Source organism: Phaeobacter sp. CAU 1743 (genome assembly GCF_039839315.1).
Taxonomy (GTDB): Bacteria; Pseudomonadota; Alphaproteobacteria; order Rhodobacterales; family Rhodobacteraceae; genus Phycobacter; species Phycobacter gallaeciensis_A.
In genome coordinates this window covers 49,861-63,965 of the sequence record NZ_JBDOQR010000024.1, presented here as the reverse complement: position 1 = coordinate 63,965, position 14,105 = coordinate 49,861, and the positions used below count along the sequence as shown (strand labels likewise).

The window sequence follows — 14,105 nt, the reverse complement described above, 5'->3', positions numbered from 1 at the left end:
CGAAGGATTGGGAAAAATCCATCGCCAGCGCGGCAGCTTGGGTCACAATCGCACACATCCGCCGCGTCACGCGGATGCTCGCAAGACAATGAATTCACTCGAAAAGTTTTGAATCAGACTCTCAGGGAAGAGGCAAGGAAGTTGGGCCGCACGTAAAAGGGCGCGGTGCCGTCGCTGTCGCTGAGCACTGCATGGGTCACCTTGGCGTTCTGGACGCCATTGAGAGCATGCACCCGGTGGATATAGGGCAAGAGCTGCGGGTTTGCCTCGAACGAATGCACGGATTGCGCCGGGGTCTGGGTGGCGACCAGCGTCGACATGAAACCGATGCCGCCGCCCAGTTCCATCACCACATCCCCGGTGCGGATCAGCTTCTTCGCGGCCACGGCCTCCTTGGCCTCATAGGCGCCGGTGCGCAGCAGTTTACGCACACGCGGCGGCAGCACCGCCTTGTCCAGCGGGAACTTCATATCCAGACAGGTCAGAACCGGGTCGGTGGCTGCGGCGGTCATGTCTTCAGCTCTCCATATCCAGCGCAAGCGCATATGCAACGCGTTCGGTTGCGGTCAGTTTTACGTCCAGAGCCTGCCGGTAAAGGGTTTCGAATTCCTCCATCCCATGCAGTTCCTCGGCCTTGGCCCGATGCCAGTCGAGGCCTTTCTCATGCCACTGGCGAAGGATCGTATCCTCCATCAGCCTATCATATTCGACGCGCAGACGCGGCAGGTTGCGCTGGATGGTGACGTCCGTGTGGTCGTTCCAGTCCATGCGGATCCAGTAGTTGAGGCCGATGGAGCGATCCACATGCAGGGCACGTCCGCGCTGACGTTTGACCAGAAAACTTTCGGCCGAGCGCAGCGCGTAGTGGTTGAGCTGCAGCAGATCGTAACCGATGGAGCGGCGCGAGTTGCGCCAGCCGTTGTCGAGCACATCCTGCGTCATGTCGCGGCCCGATCCGTTGACCCAGCGGACCTGATCGCGGAACCCGTCCTGCAACTTGTTGGGGCGGTGGCAGCTGATCTTCTGATAGGCGCCGGTGTTCTTGAACATCGTCTTGAAACCCCAGACCGTATGCGGCTTGGGGCAGTATTTCGGCGCGCAGGCATCAAACTGGCCGATGACGAAATCATCCGACAGCCGTGTCACATCGTTATGGCCGAACAGGCGCCAGGTCATGGCGACGTTGGTGGCATCCGGCACCCGGTCAAAGAAATCCTGCAGAGTACCGTTGCCACAGCGCACGTTGATGAATTCGTCGACGTCGATATGGACGATCCAATCGGCCTGGGTGATCACCGGTTCTTTCAGCGACTGGTTCAGTGCGTGTTGCTGCGGAGACTTGCCGCGCCAGTCGTCGTTGTTGCGGTGCTGCAAGATGCCCTTCTCCTGCAACCGGTCGAGGATCTCGGTGGTGCCGTCTTCGCAGCCATTGGTGTAGATCAGGAAGTTGTCCACACCGATGGCGCGATGAAAGGCGATCCATTCCAGGATATAAGGCGCCTCGTTCTTCATGCAGCCGACGATCACATTGCCGCTGCTGCCTTGAGGCAGGGCTCGGCGTGGCACCTCCGCATAGGGGGCGGCACGCGCGGTTTCATCCAGCGCGCCGATATTGTCATGCGGCCGGAAGGGCGATGTTTGCAGCATTTCGAAGTTTTTCAACGCCAGCGGGGTCATCACCTTGCGGGCCTGCGCGGTGGGTTCCGTGGCGGCTGGGTCCGGCTTGGCCTCTTCCGCTGGTCGGGAGGCGCGGGTTGCGGCCTCAATCTGCGGCATGAAGCGCAGCAGGTATTGCGAGGCGCGAAAGCCCATTTCCGGGTCTGCCTCCTGCCACTTTGCGCCGGAATGGTCTTCGGCACCGGCTTGGGTGGCGAAGCTGGCTGCAGACAATCCGGGGTGCTGCTCGGCAAGGGCCTGATTTGCGGCGGCAAACCGGTTTGAGATACGGGCCAGCTGCGCCGGGTCCATCGGCGCGCCGTCGATCTGCAGCTCATTCAGGAAACCGCGCCACATTTTCGGCGGTACGATCCTGCCCTGATGCAGGGTGATATGTTGCAGCAGCGTATTGAGCTGCCGCGCCCGCGTCAGCCAGGGCGCGGCAGGCATCGCGGTCGGTGTCGCATCGCCGCAGCGTCCGATCTGCTGCGCAATGCCAAATGCGGCGCGGATCTCTTTGGTGGCCTCCGGCCCGTAGAACAGGGCCTCGTCGTAAGAGCGGAAGCTCATGGACGCGGCGCCGAAAACATTCTCCCAATGCTGATGCAGGGCCTGATAATCGAGCCAGAAGGGCGCGCCTTCGGTCTCTTCAAACTGGTTTTCCTGCGGTCTGATCTGCGGCTGGTGCGCGAGGCAGGCTTGCCACCAGTCCGGTTGATCGGCCAGCGCCAGTTCGCGTTCCAGTGGGGTAGCCCGTCCGTTCAGTACCTGCGCGCCATAGCTGCGCGCCAGCAGGCGGGCGGGATCATCCAGATGCGCCACGAGGCTGATGTCGTCGGATAGCGGGGTCAGCAAATCCCTCAGCCGCATCAGCTCGCTGCGCCGGTGCAGCCTGCCGCCCAGTTGCGAGGCCGAGAGGATCAGAATGTCCGGCTGCGCCTCATTGACCTCACGGGCCAGATCGGCGCTCAGCTTTTCGCGCAACAGCGCTTGCCGCTCGGGATCGACCAGACCGCGGGCGTGACGCAGCGGGTCCACGTGATCGGGATCGGTCACCGCCATGAACAGACGCGTGTGATTGCTGCCGCCGGGAGAGGTGGGAAACAACACGCCCTTGCCGCGCAGCTGGTCCCGCTTGTGGGCCAGCACCTTTTGCAGCCGCTCGGCGCCGGTATGCTCGAGCCCGATATGAAGAACGATGCGCATGGTCAGGAACGTGCCTTCCGGTTGACGTTTGCCTGGCCCCACCAGGGGAGATCACGGCCAAGGAACGCGCCCACCCGCGCCTGAGCATCGGAGTCAGCCACGTTTATCTCCAAATAATCGGGGTCCTCGCGGAACCAGTGTTTCAGCGCCTCGTAATGACCGTCGATCCAGATCATCTGCTGTTCGGGGGTCTTGCCGTATCCGATCGGCAGGCCAGGCACCGTGCTGGCGGGCAGCCGGGCAGTGCCAAGGTTGTTCCAAGCCATGATCGATTTGGAATGACTGGCCGCATCGCGCCGGGTGGCGATGAATTTGAGACCCGGGTTGAGATCCTTCAGCACCTTCAGTAGGGCAAAATCAAACTGCGGCCAAACCGAGAATTTGCCGTGGATAAAGCTCACCTCTGACAGCGCATCAAAACCATTGAGATAGGCCATGGGATCGCCGCGCTCATATAGTCCCTTGTAAAGGAGGCTGCCGACAAAGATCCGCCGCTTGCCGGGGCGGTCTTCCTCACGGTCGCGCAGCCGGTGATCGGCGACGGTGTATCCCGCCTGCGACAGCGCCTTCCCCAGCGTGGTGGTGCCGGATTTCGGCAGGCCGAGGTTGATGACCTTGAGGCTCATTGCGCCGCCTCTTCGGTCCAGAGGCCAAGATCGCGCAGCAGCGCCTCTTCCTGCGGTGGCAGGGTTGGGGCGGCACGCAGTTGATGGCGCATGGCTTGATAGCTGGGCTGGGTCAGCAGCTCATCGCGTCTCGCACGGTGCAGGCGCACGGCCTCTTGGTGCAGGGCGGCGATCTCAGGGTCGGATTTCAGTTCGGCAAGCGCCGCCTCCAGCGCCGGGAGATGACGTTGGATCGACAGATCCTCATAGGCGGGGTCATTGCGTTCGCGCCAATAGGTATCGTCAAAGGCGCGGTTTTCCCGGTTCACATCGCCGCGGTCGTTTTTCACCAGATAGCTGTCGAGCGAGCGCAGCGCATAGTGGTTCAGCGTCGCAAGGCTGCGGGCGCCTTTGGCCGGGAGTTTGCGGATATGATCGCGGTTTGCAGCCATCAGGAACCGGAAGGGCACCCGGCGGCCGCCGCCATCGGTCCAGACGGGGCGCTTGTCCTTGGCCAAAGCCTTGCGGAAGAACGGGCGATGCGCGCCATAGTATTGCAGCGGAAAATCGCGGCGTACCAGCGTCTTGACCTCGATTGAACCATCGGCGCAGCAGATATCCGGGTTGTGCGAGCGGGTGAACTGGGCAATCACCGGCACGTCCTCGAAATCCTCAATCCCGTCGTTTGCAAAGAACTGGAAGCTGAGCGAAATCGCCTGGGGATTGCCGCAGGCCGCGATCAGATCGGGGATTGTGTGACCGCCCGTGTGGATGTTGAGGAATTCATCCACATCGGCCACCCAGACCCAGTCGGCATCTACCACGATAGGCTGCTGGCGCGCGTGTTTCAGCGCCTCCATCTGGTAATTGCGCCCCTCGGCGGGGTTGGGCAGATGCTGCACCAGCCCCCGTGCCGCCAGCGCATCCAGCAGGTCATCGGTGCCATCGCTGCAATCGTTGGAATAGATCAGGAAATCCGTGACCCCGATCAGCCGGTTGTAGGCGATCCATTCGAGCAGGAACGGGCCTTCGTTCTTGACGCAGGTGACGGCGGTGATGCGCATCATGCATCCCCTTTGGCGTCCCGGCGCGGGGTGCCGGGCTGTGTTGATCCGTGGCGCATCATTCGATCTGTTGCCTTGCCGCCTGCATCTTGCCTCTCGTTACCGCACGTCGTCGTCACACATGGATCGCGTACAGCCGGGGCTATCGTCATTGCCAAAATCCATGGCAGGGTGGGCGCCCTGCGTCAATCATTGCAGGGTGTATAGCCGTTAACCCTTGTCGAAGTGTTGCCCAACAAACGAAATCAACAATCCGAAAACGGGGGCAGACCAGCCTTGACCGCGCGCTGGGCGCATGGCCTCTTGGTGCGACCAAGCGGGGAGGCAAGGCATGACAGAGGCGCAATCCATCGATCAGGTGCAACAGATGCTGGGAGAGCAGGGCTATGTCTGCGGCCGGGCGCTGGCTACCGTGGTCTTCCTGTCGCTGCGTCTGGGCCGCCCCTTGTTCCTGGAAGGTGAGGCCGGCGTCGGCAAGACCGAGATCGCCAAGGCGCTGTCGGCGGCGCTGGGGCGACGCCTGATCCGGCTGCAATGCTACGAGGGGCTTGATGCCTCCAGCGCGGTTTATGAATGGAATTTTGCCGCGCAGATGGTGGCGATCCGCACCGCTGAGGCGGCAGGCGGCGCCGACCGCACGGCGCTGCAAACAGAGCTGTTCTCTGATGAGTTTCTGATCGAACGGCCACTCTTGGAGGCGATGCGCCCGGATGAGAATGGCGCCCCGGTACTGCTGATCGACGAACTGGACCGCACCGATGAGCCCTTCGAGGCGTTCCTGCTGGAGGCGCTTAGCGATTTTCAGGTGACCATTCCGGAACTAGGCACCATCAAGGCGCCCGAGCCGCCCATCGTGATCCTGACCTCCAACCGCACCCGAGAGGTTCATGACGCGCTGAAACGGCGCTGCCTGTATCACTGGGTCGATTACCCTGATTTCACCCGCGAGGTCGAAATCCTGCGGGCCCGTGCGCCCGAAGCCTCAGAAAAACTAAGCCGCGAAGTGGTCGCCTTTGTGCAGGCCCTGCGGACTGAGGATCTGTTCAAGAAACCCGGCGTGGCCGAAACCATCGACTGGGCCAATTGCCTGCTTGCGCTGGATGTGATCGACCTCTCCCCTGAGGTGATCGCCGATACATTGGGCGCGATCCTGAAATACCAGGACGATATCGCGCAATTGCAGGGCTCCGAGGCGAAACGCATCCTCGACAAGGCCAAGCAGACACTGGAGGAGGCCTGATGCACTATGCTGGTGCGCCCCTTGTCAGCAAAGCAACGGCAACGTCTGGCCGGGCGTGCTTATCACTCGCGGTTGTAGTGGTGCTGACGACCTATCTTGAAGTTGATACTAGTAGTCTGGAGGTCTTGGGTATCTCGTTTTCTGAGAAGCAGTTGTCTTCGGGGTCGCTCTGGGTTCAGATTATTTTGCTTCTGTCGTTAACGCTGAATTGGCTTGGGGATCTGATTTCCCTTGGGAAGTGGAATTCATCCGTAAGCCAGAAACTTGCCGAAAGCACGTTTGGTGGGGGAGGCAAGATGAAGGGGCGATTGGAATACGTCCTCAAACATCTCGAAAATGCCATTGACCCCGAAAAGACAATCGAAAAGGCGGACTTCTCATATGTAAAGCGGCAGTTGGAGGAAGTAGATCGTAGTCTTTGGTGGCATGAAAAATATGCCGTTCTCTATGTTGTTGGGCTACATTTTATATTGCCCGCCTCCATTTCTCTCTGGTCGATTTGTGAACTGCTAAATGGTTGAACTGCCCGAGCTTTCCCTGCCGGACGATCCCAAACTCGTCCAGAACATCACCCATTTCGCCCGCGCCCTGCGCAAGGCGGGGCTGCCCATCGGGCCGGGCCGGGTGGTGGACGCGGTCGAGGCGGTGGCGGCAGCGGGGTTCACCAGTCGGCAGGATTTCTACTGGGCACTGCACGCCTGTTTCGTGACCCGTCCCGAACACCGGGCGGTCTTTGCGCAGATCTTTCGTCTTTATTGGCGCGATCCGCGGTTTCTGGAGCATATGATGGCGGCGATGCTGCCTGCGGTGCGCGGCGTGCAGGAAGAGCGCGCCGCCAAACCCGGTGAAAAACGCGCGGCCGAGGCGCTGCTGGATGGCGCCAATGATCAGATCGACCTGCCAGAGGGGCAAGAGGACGAGGGCACCGAGTTCGAGATCGACGCGACGCTGACCATGTCCTCCGAGGAGCGTTTGCGGTCCTTGGATTTCGAACAGATGAGCACCGAGGAAGTCGCCCGCGCCAAACGCATCCTGTCGCAGATGCGCCTGCCGGTGCAGCCGATCCAGTCGCGCCGCCTGATGGCCGCGCCGCATGGGCAGCGGGCGGACTGGCGGCGCACCCTGCGCGATGCAGCGCGTCGGGGCGGCGATTTGCAAGATATCGCCCGGGCAAAGCGACGCATCCGCTGGCCCAATCTGGTGGTTATCTGCGATATTTCCGGCTCCATGAGCCAGTACAGCCGCATCGTGCTGCATTTCCTGCATTCGGTCGCCAACCAAAAGGGCGCGGGCTGGGCCAAGGTGCATGGCTTCACCTTTGGCACGCGGCTCACCAATATCACCCGCCATCTGGCGACGCGCGATGTGGACGCGGCCTTGGCCGCAGCGGGCGCCGAGGCGCAGGATTGGGAAGGCGGCACCCGCATTGGCCAGTGCTTGCACGCGTTCAATCGCGACTGGTCGCGCCGGGTCATGGGGCAGGGGGCTGTAGTGCTGCTGATCACTGACGGGCTGGACCGGGACGACCCGGACCAACTGGCCAAGGAGATGCAGCGCCTGCACCTGTCATCGCGGCGGCTGATCTGGCTGAACCCGCTCTTGCGCTGGGAAGGCTTCGCCCCCAAGGCACAAGGTATCCGCGCCATGCTGCCCCATGTGGACAGTTTTCGGGCCGGCCACTCCATTGCCTCGCTCGAAGATCTGGCGCAGGTGATTTCCCGCCCCGAGGATCAGGGCGAAAAGGCGCGGTTGATGGCGCTTCTTTGACGAATTCTAAAATTCGAATGTAATTGATCTGGGTCAAGCCTGATCCGCGCCCACCCTGCTACATTCCGTAAATGGAATGTAATTTGGGAGGCTGATGATGGCCATGAACTGGAAAACCGGAGGGTTCCTGCTGGGGTTCGTCTTCTTTCTGGCAGTGCTGCTGGTCAAACCGATTGGCGTGTCCACGCAATTCGTGATCCTGGACGGGATCATCGGCGACGCGGTGAACAGCGAATTGGTGACCAAGACCGAGGAGGGATATACCTCGACCAATGCCTATCTGGCGAAATCGAATGGTAAATACGCCAAATCGGTGATGAACCCGCTGAACTACAGCTTTGTCTTTGTCTTTGTTCTTGCGATGGCGGTGGGCGGCTTTCTGTCGGTCATGGCGCGCGGCGGCCTGCCCGCGCGGGAGCGTAGCATCCCCGATCTGTGGCGCGCCAATATGGGGGACGGGGTTGCCCTGCGCTACGGCGCGACCTTTGTTGGCGGCTTTATCGTGCTTTACGGCGCGCGCCTTGCGGGCGGCTGCACCTCGGGGCACATGATGTCGGGCATGATGCAGACTGCGCTGTCGGGCTATCTCTTTGCCGCCGGGGCCTTTGCCGCAGCGATTCCCGTATCCCTGATCCTGTTCAAGAAGGAGGCCTGAGCCATGATGTCTATCGTTCTCGCAATTGTTATCGGCCTGGCCTTCGGCGCGGTGTTGGACCGTATTGGCGCCAGCAACCCGAACATGATCGGCAAGATGCTGAACCTCACCAACCTCAACCTGGCCAAGACCATTCTTCTGGCCATCGGCACCGGTTCGGTGCTGATGTTCGCGGGGCAGATGCTGGGCTTTGTCGACGTGGGCCATATGTCCGTGAAGGCCGCCTATATCGGCGTCTTCATTGGCGGCTTGATGCTGGGCGCTGGCTGGGCGCTGGCGGGCTATTGCCCCGGCACCGGCGTTGTCGCGGCGGCCTCGGGTCGCAAGGATGCGCTGTTCTTCATCGCCGGCGGTCTTCTGGGGGCGGCAGCCTATATGGTCACCTACCCGATGTGGAAATCGAGCGGCCTTCTGGACAGCATCGCGGGCGGCAAGGTCACCGTTGGCACCGTGCCGGGATCCAAGTTCGACGGGATGGCGGCGCTGCCGGGCGATGTCCTCGGCATCGTTCTGGGCCTTGGCTTTATCGCGCTGGCCTTTGCCCTGCCCGAGCGGCTGACGCCCTCCAAATCGAACCTGCAACCGGCTGAATAGGCACCCTCCCGCGCCTGTAAAATGCCCGAACGCCCGCCGGTCCCGGCGGGCGCTTTGCGTTGTGCGCTGCGTTTTCGGCTTGAAACCTCTGGCCTTCGCGTCAACCTTGGGGGCAACAAGGGCGGAAGACACGCCGGGAGGATTGCATGTCAGAGGAAACCCAGCGGTTCGAGAACGCGCCGGAGGTGGCGCTGGAGTGGCACAGGGATGGCACCGGGGCAGCCTTGGCGACGGTGGTGCAAACCTGGGGATCGGCGCCGCGCCGGGCCGGATCGCAGCTGGTGGTGGGCGGCGATGGCCGCATCGAAGGCTCGGTCTCGGGCGGCTGCGTCGAAAGCGCGGTGGTCTTTGAGGCGCTGGAAGCCATCGAGGATGGCAAGCACCGCCTGCTCGAGTTCGGGGTCAGCGACGATGATGCCTTTGCCGTGGGGCTGGCCTGCGGCGGCACCATCAAGGTTCTGGTGGAGCCCGTGGGCGGTGCTCTGCCGGAGGATCTGCTGGAGGAACTGGTCGCGGCCCGCAAGGAACGTATCGCGCTCGCCTATGAGGTGGATCTGGACAGCGGCGCGCGGCGTCTGGTGCGCGATGGCTATGCTGAGCGCCTGCGCATGGACCGCTCTGGTGTTGAGGAAGACGGAAAGACCTTCGTTGCCGTGCACAACCCGCCACTGCGGTTGATCGTGGTGGGGGCGGTGCATATCGCCCAGGCGCTGGTGCCCATGGCGCGGATTGCGGGTTATGATCCGGTGATTATCGACCCGCGCGAGGCCTTTGCCGCCGCCGCGCGGTTCCCGGGCGAGACATTGATGGACGATTGGCCGGACGAGGCGGTGGAAAAGCTTGGCCTTGATGCCCGCACCGCGCTGGTACTGCTGACCCATGATCCGAAACTCGACGATCCGGCGCTGGAGGCTGCGCTGGGCGCCGATTGTTTTTACATTGGCGCGCTTGGCTCCACCCGCACCCATGCCAAACGGGTAGACCGGATGGTGGCGGCTGGTTTCACCGCAGAACAGATCGAGCGCATCCATGGGCCCATCGGTCTGGATATCGGCGCGGCGGGCCCGTCTGAAATCGCGGTGTCGATCCTGGCCGAGATGACATCGGTTCTGCGCGGCAAATCCTCATGAAGTTCGGCCCGGTTCCGCTGGATCAGGCCGAGGGGGCGATCCTGGCGCATTCCCTGCATCTGGAGGCCCGCAAGATTGCCAAGGGCACGGCGCTGACTCCGGCCGATCTGAGTGATCTGGCCGCCTCCGGGTTTTCCGAAGTCACCGTCGCGCGTCTGGAAAGTGGCGATATGCACGAGGACGCGGCGGCGCAGGCTCTGGCCCGTGCCATCGTTCCGGACCCGGGCACCCAGGGCTTGCGCATTTCCGGCGCCGGGGCGGGGCGGGTGAACCTTTACGCCGAAACCTGCGGTGTGGTGGAGCTGGACCGGGCGCAGCTGGAGGCGGTGAATGCGGTCGATCCGATGATCACCATCGCTACCGTGCCCGCCTATCACCGGGTCGATGCAGGCGGCATGATCGCCACCATCAAGATCATCGCCTACGGGGTGCCTGAGGCGCACCTGATGCAAGCGGCAAGGAATGCAGGCGGGGCGTTGCGGGTGCGCGCCCCGGTTTACAAGACCGCAACCCTGATCGAAACGCGGGTTACGGGCGATACTCCATCCGAAAAGGGCCGTGCGGCCATGGCCGGACGGCTCGACCGGATGGGCATGGAGTTGACAGATCGCGTGGTTGTGCCCCACCGCGAGGCGGAGCTGTCAGCGGCAACTGCCGATGCGCCGGGAGAGGTCATCCTGATCCTGACCGGATCGGCGACCTCGGACCCACTGGATGTGGCGCCTCAGGCGCTGCGGCTGGCGGGGGGCACGGTGACGCGCTTTGGCATGCCGGTCGATCCGGGCAACCTTCTGTTTCTTGGTGCATTGGGCGAAAAGCCTGTGATCGGCCTGCCGGGCTGCGCCCGCTCGCCTGCGCTTAATGGCGCGGACTGGGTGTTGGAACGGGTGATCTGTGGCGTCGCGTTGCGCGGTGCGGATATCGCCGCCATGGGGGTTGGCGGGCTGCTGAAAGAGATTCCCACCCGGCCCATGCCGCGCCGCGCTGGACAGGATGACGCCGGGCGTGGCTGAACACTGCGCCAGAGAGCACAAAATGTCCGCATCTCCAACGTGTTACGCGCGGCTTCTTGCCGTTTGGCAAAAATGTTATGGCCAGAGGCATTTCTGGGGGTTCGCGCCAGCCGCATCCCGTGCTTAACTCCTATTCAGCCAAACAAAAGTAGCGAATGGGAGGAATTCATGGCGAAGGTCTCGATGACCGTGAACGGCAAGCCCGCCAGCGGTGATGTGGAGGGGCGCACGCTCCTGGCGTCATTTCTGCGCGATGAGCTGGGGCTCACGGGGACACATGTAGGCTGCGATACCAGCCAGTGCGGCGCCTGCGTGGTGCATGTGAACGGCAAGGCGGTCAAATCCTGCACCATGCTGGCGGCCGAAGCAGACGGCGCAGAGGTTGCCACCATCGAAGGACAGGCGGCTCCGGATGGCACGCTCAACGCGATCCAGCAGGCGTTTCAGGATCACCACGGGCTTCAGTGCGGTTTCTGCACGCCGGGCATGGTGATGTCGGCGGCGGCGTTGCTGAAGGAAAACCCCAAGCCGACCGAAGCCGAGGTGCGCGCCTATCTTGAAGGCAATATCTGCCGCTGCACCGGCTATCATAACATCGTCAAGGCGATCCTTGCCGCGTCCGGTCAGGACGTGACGGCCATTGCTGCCGAATAAAGCCATAAGCCCGCCGCGGGCAGCGCAGGGAGGCGCGGCCCGGGACAAAAGACAATTTTGCATGACCAAGAGGTGCGCCCCGGCGCGCACCATCCAGGGAGGAGATTTGGACAATGCCAAAGGATAGTGGCATCGGCGCCAGCCCGAAGCGGCGCGAAGACGTAAGGTTCCTGACCGGAACCGGCAATTACACCGACGACATCAACCTCAACAATCAGGCCTATGTGCATTTCCTGCGCTCGGATGTGGCCCACGGCAAGATCAACGGCATCGACACCACGGCTGCGGCCGCGATGCCCGGCGTCATCCGTATCTTCACCGGCGCTGATTTCGAAGGTGTGGGGTCGATTCCCTGCGGCTGGCAGGTGACCGACCGCCATGGAGAACCGATGCAGGAACCTGCGCACCCGGTTCTGGCCCAGGGCAAGGTCCGCTATGTGGGCGATGCCATCGCCGCCGTGGTCGCAGAAAGCCGCGAAGAGGCCCGCGACGCTGCGGAGGCGATTGAGCTCGATATCGAGGAGCTGCCCGCCGTCATCGACATGAAGGAGGCCGTCAAGGAAGGCGCCCCCAAGGTGCATGACGATCTCACCTCGAACCTCTGCTATGACTGGGGCTTCGTGGAAGAGAACAAACCGGCGGTGGAAGAAGCCTTTGCCAATGCGGCGCATGTGACCACGCTGGAGCTGGTCAACAACCGTCTGGTCGCGAACCCGATGGAGCCGCGCGTGGCGGTGGGCGATTTCAACCGGGCCACCGGGGAATCAACGCTCTACACCACCTCGCAGAACCCCCATGTGATCCGCCTTCTGATGGGCGCTTTCGTGCTGGGCATCCCCGAGCATAAGCTGCGCGTCATCGCGCCGGATGTGGGCGGCGGTTTCGGCACCAAGATCTTCCATTATGCCGAGGAAGCCTTCTGTACCTTCGCGGCCAAGGCGCTGAACCGGGCGGTCAAATGGACCTCTACCCGGTCCGAGGCCTTCATGTCGGATGCCCATGGACGCGATCACGTAACCAAGATCGAACTGGCGCTGGATGCGGAGAACAACTTTACCGCGCTGCGCACCGACACCTACGCCAATATGGGCGCATACCTGTCGACCTTTGCGCCTTCGGTGCCGACCTGGCTGCATGGCACGCTGATGGCGGGTAACTACAAGACGCCGCTGATCTATGTGAACGTGAAGGCCGTCTTTACCAACACGGTGCCGGTCGATGCCTATCGCGGCGCGGGCCGCCCTGAGGCTACATTCCAGCTGGAGCGCGTCATCGACAAGGCCGCGCGCGAGCTGGGCGTTGATCCCATCGCGCTGCGGCGTCAGAACTTCATCACCGAATTCCCCTATGCCACCCCGGTGGCGGTGGAATATGACACCGGTGATTACAACGCCACCATGGACAAGCTGGAAGAGGTTGCCGATTTCGCAGGCTTCAAGGCGCGCCGCGCCAAGAGCGAGGAAAACGGCAAGCTGCGCGGTCTGGGCGTCAACTGCTATATCGAGGCCTGCGGCATTGCGCCGTCGAACCTCGTCGGGCAGCTGGGCGCGCGGGCGGGTCTTTATGAATCCGCCACGGTTCGAGTGAATGCGACCGGGGGTCTGGTGGTTATGACCGGCAGCCACAGCCACGGGCAGGGGCATGAAACCTCCTTCCCACAGGTGATCGCGGATATGATCGGCATCGACGAAAGCATGGTCGAGATCGTGCATGGCGACACCGCCAACACGCCGATGGGCATGGGCACCTATGGCTCGCGCTCCTTGGCCGTTGGGGGCTCTGCCATGGTTCGGGCGACGGAAAAGATCATCGCCAAGGCGAAGAAGATCGCCGCCCACATCCTGGAAGCTTCCGATGCGGATATCGAACTGAAGGATGGCCAGTTCTCGGTTGCGGGCACGGATAAATCCCTGGCCTGGGGCGATGTCACGCTGGCGGCCTATGTGCCGCACAACTACCCGCTTGAGGATATGGAGCCGGGGCTGGAAGAGACCGCCTTTTACGATCCGGCGAACTTCACCTATCCTTCGGGCGCCTATGCCTGCGAAGTGGAGGTCGATCCTGAGACCGGCAAGGTCACCATCGAACGTTTCGCGGCGGCGGATGACTTTGGCAATATCGTCAACCCGATGATCGTCGATGGTCAGGTGCATGGCGGTATCGGTCAGGGCATCGGTCAGGCGTTGCTTGAGGGCTGCGTCTATGACGAGAACGGCCAGCTCCTGTCCGCCTCCTACATGGATTACGCCATGCCGCGCGCCGATGATCTGCCCTTCTATCAGGTGGACCATTCCTGCCAGACGCCCTGTACCCATAACCCCCTTGGGGTGAAGGGCTGCGGTGAGGCCGGTGCCATCGGATCGCCGCCGGCGGTTGTGAATGCGGTGGTGGACGCGCTGCAGGCTGCGGGTAAAGATGTGACGCATATCGACATGCCACTCAGCCCCGGCCGCGTCTGGGCTGCGATGAACCGTTAACACCGGGGCAGGGGCCGGGCAGATGTGCCGGGTCCCTGCACCCA

The 14,105-nt window shown here is 62.5% G+C and carries 13 protein-coding genes and 1 pseudogene; 10 read left to right on the top strand and 4 right to left on the bottom strand.

Annotated elements, in window-relative coordinates:
* Positions 1 to 92, top strand: a pseudogene (locus AAFO90_RS11390) (IS5/IS1182 family transposase); the annotation flags it as partial.
* A 21-nt stretch (positions 93 to 113) separates the two neighbouring features.
* On the opposite strand, the gene AAFO90_RS11385 reads toward AAFO90_RS11390, so the two are convergent.
* Genes AAFO90_RS11385 through AAFO90_RS11370 form a run of 4 tightly spaced genes read right to left on the bottom strand, consistent with a single transcriptional unit; the run spans position 114 to position 4,531 of the window.
* On the bottom strand, positions 114 to 512 hold the full coding sequence (locus tag AAFO90_RS11385) for a hypothetical protein (protein ID WP_347509493.1): 399 nt from the start codon (positions 510 to 512) through the stop codon (positions 114 to 116).
* Positions 513 to 516: 4 nt separating this feature from the next.
* Complete coding sequence (locus tag AAFO90_RS11380) at positions 517 to 2,862, bottom strand: glycosyltransferase family 2 protein (RefSeq protein WP_347509492.1); 2,346 nt, start codon at positions 2,860 to 2,862, stop codon at positions 517 to 519.
* Positions 2,863 to 2,864: 2 nt separating this feature from the next.
* Complete coding sequence (locus tag AAFO90_RS11375; RefSeq protein ID WP_347509491.1) at positions 2,865 to 3,488, bottom strand: sulfotransferase; 624 nt, start codon at positions 3,486 to 3,488, stop codon at positions 2,865 to 2,867.
* Complete coding sequence (locus tag AAFO90_RS11370; protein ID WP_347509490.1) at positions 3,485 to 4,531, bottom strand: glycosyltransferase family 2 protein; 1,047 nt, start codon at positions 4,529 to 4,531, stop codon at positions 3,485 to 3,487. Before AAFO90_RS11370 ends, AAFO90_RS11375 begins: the two co-directional genes overlap by 4 nt.
* 331 nt (positions 4,532 to 4,862) lie before the next feature.
* Between AAFO90_RS11370 and AAFO90_RS11365 the strand changes: the two genes are divergently transcribed.
* The 9 genes from AAFO90_RS11365 (at position 4,863) to AAFO90_RS11325 (ending at position 14,061) form a co-directional block, all read left to right on the top strand.
* Positions 4,863 to 5,771 (top strand): MoxR family ATPase, encoded by a 909-nt coding sequence (locus tag AAFO90_RS11365; protein ID WP_347509489.1) that lies wholly within the window; start codon positions 4,863 to 4,865, stop codon positions 5,769 to 5,771.
* Complete coding sequence (locus AAFO90_RS11360; RefSeq protein WP_347509488.1) at positions 5,771 to 6,292, top strand: hypothetical protein; 522 nt, start codon at positions 5,771 to 5,773, stop codon at positions 6,290 to 6,292. Before AAFO90_RS11365 ends, AAFO90_RS11360 begins: the two co-directional genes overlap by 1 nt.
* Entirely contained in the window at positions 6,285 to 7,538 is a 1,254-nt protein-coding gene (locus tag AAFO90_RS11355; RefSeq protein ID WP_347509487.1) for a VWA domain-containing protein, read from the top strand. Before AAFO90_RS11360 ends, AAFO90_RS11355 begins: the two co-directional genes overlap by 8 nt.
* 97 nt (positions 7,539 to 7,635) lie before the next feature.
* Positions 7,636 to 8,193 (top strand): YeeE/YedE thiosulfate transporter family protein, encoded by a 558-nt coding sequence (locus AAFO90_RS11350; protein WP_347509486.1) that lies wholly within the window; start codon positions 7,636 to 7,638, stop codon positions 8,191 to 8,193.
* Between the two features lie 3 nt (positions 8,194 to 8,196).
* On the top strand, positions 8,197 to 8,787 hold the full coding sequence (locus AAFO90_RS11345) for a DUF6691 family protein (RefSeq protein WP_347509485.1): 591 nt from the start codon (positions 8,197 to 8,199) through the stop codon (positions 8,785 to 8,787).
* 146 nt (positions 8,788 to 8,933) lie between these two features.
* Positions 8,934 to 9,917: an XdhC family protein gene (locus AAFO90_RS11340; protein WP_347509484.1), complete on the top strand. Its 984-nt coding sequence runs from the start codon at positions 8,934 to 8,936 to the stop codon at positions 9,915 to 9,917.
* Positions 9,914 to 10,930: a molybdopterin-binding protein gene (locus tag AAFO90_RS11335; RefSeq protein ID WP_347509483.1), complete on the top strand. Its 1,017-nt coding sequence runs from the start codon at positions 9,914 to 9,916 to the stop codon at positions 10,928 to 10,930. Before AAFO90_RS11340 ends, AAFO90_RS11335 begins: the two co-directional genes overlap by 4 nt.
* 168 nt (positions 10,931 to 11,098) lie before the next feature.
* Complete coding sequence (locus AAFO90_RS11330; protein WP_065273186.1) at positions 11,099 to 11,584, top strand: (2Fe-2S)-binding protein; 486 nt, start codon at positions 11,099 to 11,101, stop codon at positions 11,582 to 11,584.
* A 113-nt stretch (positions 11,585 to 11,697) separates the two neighbouring features.
* A complete protein-coding gene (locus AAFO90_RS11325) occupies positions 11,698 to 14,061 on the top strand; it encodes a xanthine dehydrogenase family protein molybdopterin-binding subunit (RefSeq protein WP_347509482.1) in 2,364 nt (787 codons plus the stop codon).
* Positions 14,062 to 14,105: the final 44 nt, after the last annotated feature.

Coding starts and splice junctions, on each gene's coding strand:
- AAFO90_RS11385 (WP_347509493.1), bottom strand. CDS start 512: ATGACCGCCGCAGCCACCGACCCGGTTCTGACCTGTCTGGATATGAAG.
- AAFO90_RS11380 (WP_347509492.1), bottom strand. CDS start 2,862: ATGCGCATCGTTCTTCATATCGGGCTCGAGCATACCGGCGCCGAGCGG.
- AAFO90_RS11375 (WP_347509491.1), bottom strand. CDS start 3,488: ATGAGCCTCAAGGTCATCAACCTCGGCCTGCCGAAATCCGGCACCACC.
- AAFO90_RS11370 (WP_347509490.1), bottom strand. CDS start 4,531: ATGCGCATCACCGCCGTCACCTGCGTCAAGAACGAAGGCCCGTTCCTG.
- AAFO90_RS11365 (WP_347509489.1), top strand. CDS start 4,863: ATGACAGAGGCGCAATCCATCGATCAGGTGCAACAGATGCTGGGAGAG.
- AAFO90_RS11360 (WP_347509488.1), top strand. CDS start 5,771: ATGCACTATGCTGGTGCGCCCCTTGTCAGCAAAGCAACGGCAACGTCT.
- AAFO90_RS11355 (WP_347509487.1), top strand. CDS start 6,285: ATGGTTGAACTGCCCGAGCTTTCCCTGCCGGACGATCCCAAACTCGTC.
- AAFO90_RS11350 (WP_347509486.1), top strand. CDS start 7,636: ATGGCCATGAACTGGAAAACCGGAGGGTTCCTGCTGGGGTTCGTCTTC.
- AAFO90_RS11345 (WP_347509485.1), top strand. CDS start 8,197: ATGATGTCTATCGTTCTCGCAATTGTTATCGGCCTGGCCTTCGGCGCG.
- AAFO90_RS11340 (WP_347509484.1), top strand. CDS start 8,934: ATGTCAGAGGAAACCCAGCGGTTCGAGAACGCGCCGGAGGTGGCGCTG.
- AAFO90_RS11335 (WP_347509483.1), top strand. CDS start 9,914: ATGAAGTTCGGCCCGGTTCCGCTGGATCAGGCCGAGGGGGCGATCCTG.
- AAFO90_RS11330 (WP_065273186.1), top strand. CDS start 11,099: ATGGCGAAGGTCTCGATGACCGTGAACGGCAAGCCCGCCAGCGGTGAT.
- AAFO90_RS11325 (WP_347509482.1), top strand. CDS start 11,698: ATGCCAAAGGATAGTGGCATCGGCGCCAGCCCGAAGCGGCGCGAAGAC.